5 protein-coding genes are annotated in these 3,774 nt (G+C 35.5%); 4 read left to right on the top strand and 1 reads right to left on the bottom strand.

Translation table 11 applies throughout. The annotated features are described in order from the left end of the window. Positions 1 to 113 precede the first annotated feature (113 nt). Positions 114 to 344, top strand: a complete 231-nt coding sequence (locus COU51_01505; GenBank protein ID PIR66892.1) for a hypothetical protein — start codon at positions 114 to 116, stop codon at positions 342 to 344. On the opposite strand, the gene COU51_01500 is transcribed toward COU51_01505, so the two are convergent. After that, positions 341 to 532 carry a hypothetical protein gene (locus tag COU51_01500; GenBank protein ID PIR66891.1) on the bottom strand — a complete coding sequence of 64 codons (192 nt, stop codon included), beginning with the start codon at positions 530 to 532 and terminating at the stop codon, positions 341 to 343. The two genes, COU51_01505 and COU51_01500, sit on opposite strands and share 4 nt — an antisense overlap. A gap of 254 nt (positions 533 to 786) precedes the next feature. Here COU51_01500 and COU51_01495 point away from each other — a divergent pair, with 254 nt between their 5' ends. The 3 genes from COU51_01495 to COU51_01485 form a co-directional block, all read left to right on the top strand. Then, positions 787 to 1,815, top strand: a complete 1,029-nt coding sequence (locus COU51_01495; protein ID PIR66890.1) for a hypothetical protein — start codon at positions 787 to 789, stop codon at positions 1,813 to 1,815. After that, positions 1,812 to 3,125: a hypothetical protein gene (locus COU51_01490; GenBank protein ID PIR66889.1), complete on the top strand. Its 1,314-nt coding sequence runs from the start codon at positions 1,812 to 1,814 to the stop codon at positions 3,123 to 3,125. Before COU51_01495 ends, COU51_01490 begins: the two co-directional genes overlap by 4 nt. 161 nt (positions 3,126 to 3,286) lie before the next feature. Next, a partial coding sequence (locus COU51_01485; protein ID PIR66888.1) for a hypothetical protein occupies positions 3,287 to 3,774 on the top strand: 488 nt, incomplete at its 3' end.

Raw genomic sequence — 3,774 nt, 5'->3', positions numbered from 1 at the left:
AATGCGGTGTCTATTTTATTTTATAGCCATATTGTAATGTAATTTTTTATGTGTTTAAATTAATCAAAAATGAATTTTAAAATCATTACTCCTCTTCTTTTGGGCACGTCTATATGCCTTGGAGTATGCAGTTTCAAGGAAATTTTTTTATACACGGTCCGACCGTTTATCCCGATGGATCGCCCACTCCCTTATCATATTCGGGTGGTTGTATTAGAGTCGCCTTAGATAATGTGGAGGAGATATTTAATATTGTTAATGTCGGTGCATTTATACAACCAAGCTCGAACTTACTTTATCAAAAATTCTTAAACAATGGAAATCGTCTTGCCGCCGCTCGCTAACGCTCGCCGCCAAGCAAAATACTCTTTACGATTTTATTTTTTTGCGCGCGCCGGATTTTTTCTCCTAAAAAGAAAAGAGTATTTTGCTTGACTCTGCTCTGAACGAGCAGGGTGGCGGGGCTTCCAACGGCTCGCAGGCAAAAAATTTCTTTCCCCTCACCCCCTCCATTTTTTGCCCGCTTGCTCAATAGTCTGGCTGGAAGATGGAAAATAAGATAAAATACTAAACATAAATACAGAATAGAAAATTTAAAATATAACTGCTTAAACCTCGACTATTTTTTTGCGAGACATGGCCCCAAAAAATTCCCAACCAAGACAGTAAGCTCCTCATTGAGCACTAGTGGTTGGGTCGGTAGCCGAAAGGTTATCGGGCAGTCCGAAAGGATTATTGCTCGTGGGGAGCTTTCTGTTTCCACGAGCACCAAAACCCAACCACACAATGAAACAATTTAAATTCCGAGAAATTGAAAATGAAGAAAATTTTAATCCGACAATAATTTGCGAAAATGTTCCGTTTACGCAGGCAGGTTTTTATGGAGATTGGCAAAAAAGTTTAGGCAGGATAGTAAAAAGATTTTTAGTAAGTGACGGCGACAAAATTGTCGCTTATTTTCAAATAATTAAATATTCTCTTTTATTAGGTAAAAGTTATTTTTATATACCTTATGGGCCAATAACAAAAGATTTTTCAGATGATTTTTTTGCTAATCTCAAACAAAAATTAAAACAAATTGCAAAATCAGAAGATGCTGTTTTTGTCAGGCTTGATTTCACCCCGTTAGTTTCGAGCGACACTCTTTCAAAATTTTTTACCAAAGCTCAATTTTACACCTATCACTCGGCGTATTTTCAACCACGCACGGAGTGGTTTTTGAGTTTGGAAAAATCGGAAAATGAAATACTTGTGGCAATGCATGAAAAGACTCGCTACTCAATACGATTGGCAGAGAGAAAGGAAATAACAGTGGAAATAGTCACGGAGGATTTTGAAAAATATTTTAATATTTTTTACGAATTGATGTTGGAAACATCAAAAAGAAACGGGTTTAATCTCCATCAAAAAGATTATTATAAAAATATTTTTCAAAATCTTCACAAAATAAACTCCTATTTATCAATAGCGAAATATGATCAAAAAATTTTAGCAATCGATCTTATTATTATTTTTGGGAAAACCGCCAACTATGTTTTCGGCGGCTCAAGCAACGATTATCGGAGTTTATGCCCGTCTTATTTGGCGAAGTGGAAAGCAATTTGCTACGCCAAACAGCTTAACTGCAACTATTACAATTTTGGCGGTATAGCCACCAAAAACAAAATATATAAAGGTTGGGATGGTCTAACAATTTTCAAAAAGAAATTTGGCGGTAAGGAGATAACCCACTCCGATTTTTTTGATGTTGTCGTAAATCCATTTTGGTATCACCTGTACAACTTTAGAAAACGCCTAAAGAAAATTAAAACATGAAAAAACTTTTGAAAAAATTATTGCCTGAAAAACTCGTTTTGGTATATCACTATTTCGTGGCACTTTTTGCAACTTTGTATTATGGCTTTCCGTCAAAAAAGATGATCGTTATCGGTGTAACTGGGACAAAGGGAAAAACATCAACAATAAATTTTATTTGGTCTTGCTTAACGACTGGCGGATATAAAACCGGAATCATAAGCACCGCAAACATTCGAATTGGCGAAAAAGAATTTTTGAATAAGTATCACATGACAATGCCCGGCCGTTTTACAATTCAAAAACTTATGGCCCAAATGGTAAAAAACAGCTGTAAATTTTGTATCGTTGAAACGACTTCCGAAGGTATAAAACAATCTCGCCATATTGGAGTGTATTACGACATAGCCGTTTTTACCAATTTGTCGCCAGAACATCTTGAAGCCCACGGAGGAAGTTTTGAAAAATACAAACAGATGAAAGCAAAAATGTTTGCGGCGCTTTCTTCTCATAAGAAAGTTATCGCTGGCAAAGAAATTGAGAAAATTATAATTGCAAATAAGGACAGCGAGTATGCTGACTATTTTTACAATTTCAAAGCCGACAAGAAAATTGCCTTTGCTCTCAAAAATAAAGCGGACTATGTTGCAAATAATATCCAAGAAACAAATACTGGTGTAAGTTTTGAGGTAGAAAAAGTAATTTTCAAAATCAGCATTTTGGGTAAGTTTAATGTTTATAATGCTTTGCCTGCCATAATTGTTTGCCGTCTTGTCGGTATAAGCAATTATCTAATAACCAAGGGGCTAGAAGAATTACAGACAATTCCGGGCAGAATGGAAAAAATAGATGAGAGGCAAAATTTTACAGTGATAGTTGATTATGCCCACGAAAAAGAAAGTATCACAAACATTTTAGAGACGGCAAACAGCATGAAAAAGACGGGAGTAAAAGTAATAATTTTGCTTGGTGCTGAAGGGGGTGGACGAGATAAAGCTAAAAGGCCGATTATGGGCGAACTTGTCGCAAAAATGGCTGATTATGTAATTGTAAGCAATGTTGATCCGTATGAGGACGATCCTAAACAAATTTTGGAAGACATTGCTGTTTCGTCTGAAAAATTTGGAAAGATTAGAGACCAAAATTTGTTTGTGATTGAAGACCGAAGATTAGGAATTAGAAAGGCATTGTCTCTGGCAAAAGCAAACGACATTGTGTTGATAACAGGCAAAGGTGCGGAGCAGTCTATCGTGATTGGTGGTAAGAGATTATCTTGGGACGATAGACAAGTGGTTAAGGAAGAGTTGAAATTAATTCAGCCAGACTGTTGAGCAAGCGGGCAAAAAATGGAGGGGGTGAGGGGAAAGAAATTAATAATCAAAAAAGACCGGTAGCGATTATAGTTCTCGGCTCAAGCGACGCCAAAGCTGATGTAGTCAAACTCCTATCTTTTGTTGAGGATAATTTTTCACTCAAACAATAAATTAGTTATATGAAAATAATAAAAGATTTATTTGATAAATATAGTCTGTCTATATCAACCGCTATATTTTTAATATTTTCTACACTTATTATATTAATTACCAATAAAGTTTTTGGTTTTGACTCGCTCTACCATATAAAACATGCTCTTCTCTATCAACAAAACGGTCTTTTAGATACCAGTTTTCCCTATGTTTCGGCCTCTACTATAACCGAGTATGGCGCCGATATCTGGTATGGCTTTCATCTAATTTTAATCCCTTTTACTTTTATAGGAGGCCCACTTCTTAGTGTAAAAATAGCTACCATATTTTTAGCTACTCTTTTTTTGGCCTCATTTTTTTGGTTACTAAAATCAATCAATATTAAGTATCCGTTTTTTTGGACAGTGGTTTTATTATTTTCCTCGGCCGATTTTCTCTTTAGAATATTTATGGTTAGGCCCCACATTGTTTCTCTCTTACTATCCTTTGCTCTGCTTATTTATTTTATAAAAAA

The sequence above is a fragment of the Parcubacteria group bacterium CG10_big_fil_rev_8_21_14_0_10_36_14 genome (genome assembly GCA_002772895.1).
Classification (GTDB): Bacteria; Patescibacteriota; Patescibacteriia.
Note: the sequence above shows the minus strand (reverse complement) of the source record. Positions and strands in the feature narration are given on the sequence as shown.

Bases quoted from the DNA above. Each gene is read 5' to 3' on its own strand.
- COU51_01505 (PIR66892.1), top strand. From the start codon at position 114: ATGCCTTGGAGTATGCAGTTTCAAGGAAATTTTTTTATACACGGTCCG.
- COU51_01495 (PIR66890.1), top strand. From the start codon at position 787: ATGAAACAATTTAAATTCCGAGAAATTGAAAATGAAGAAAATTTTAAT.
- COU51_01490 (PIR66889.1), top strand. From the start codon at position 1,812: ATGAAAAAACTTTTGAAAAAATTATTGCCTGAAAAACTCGTTTTGGTA.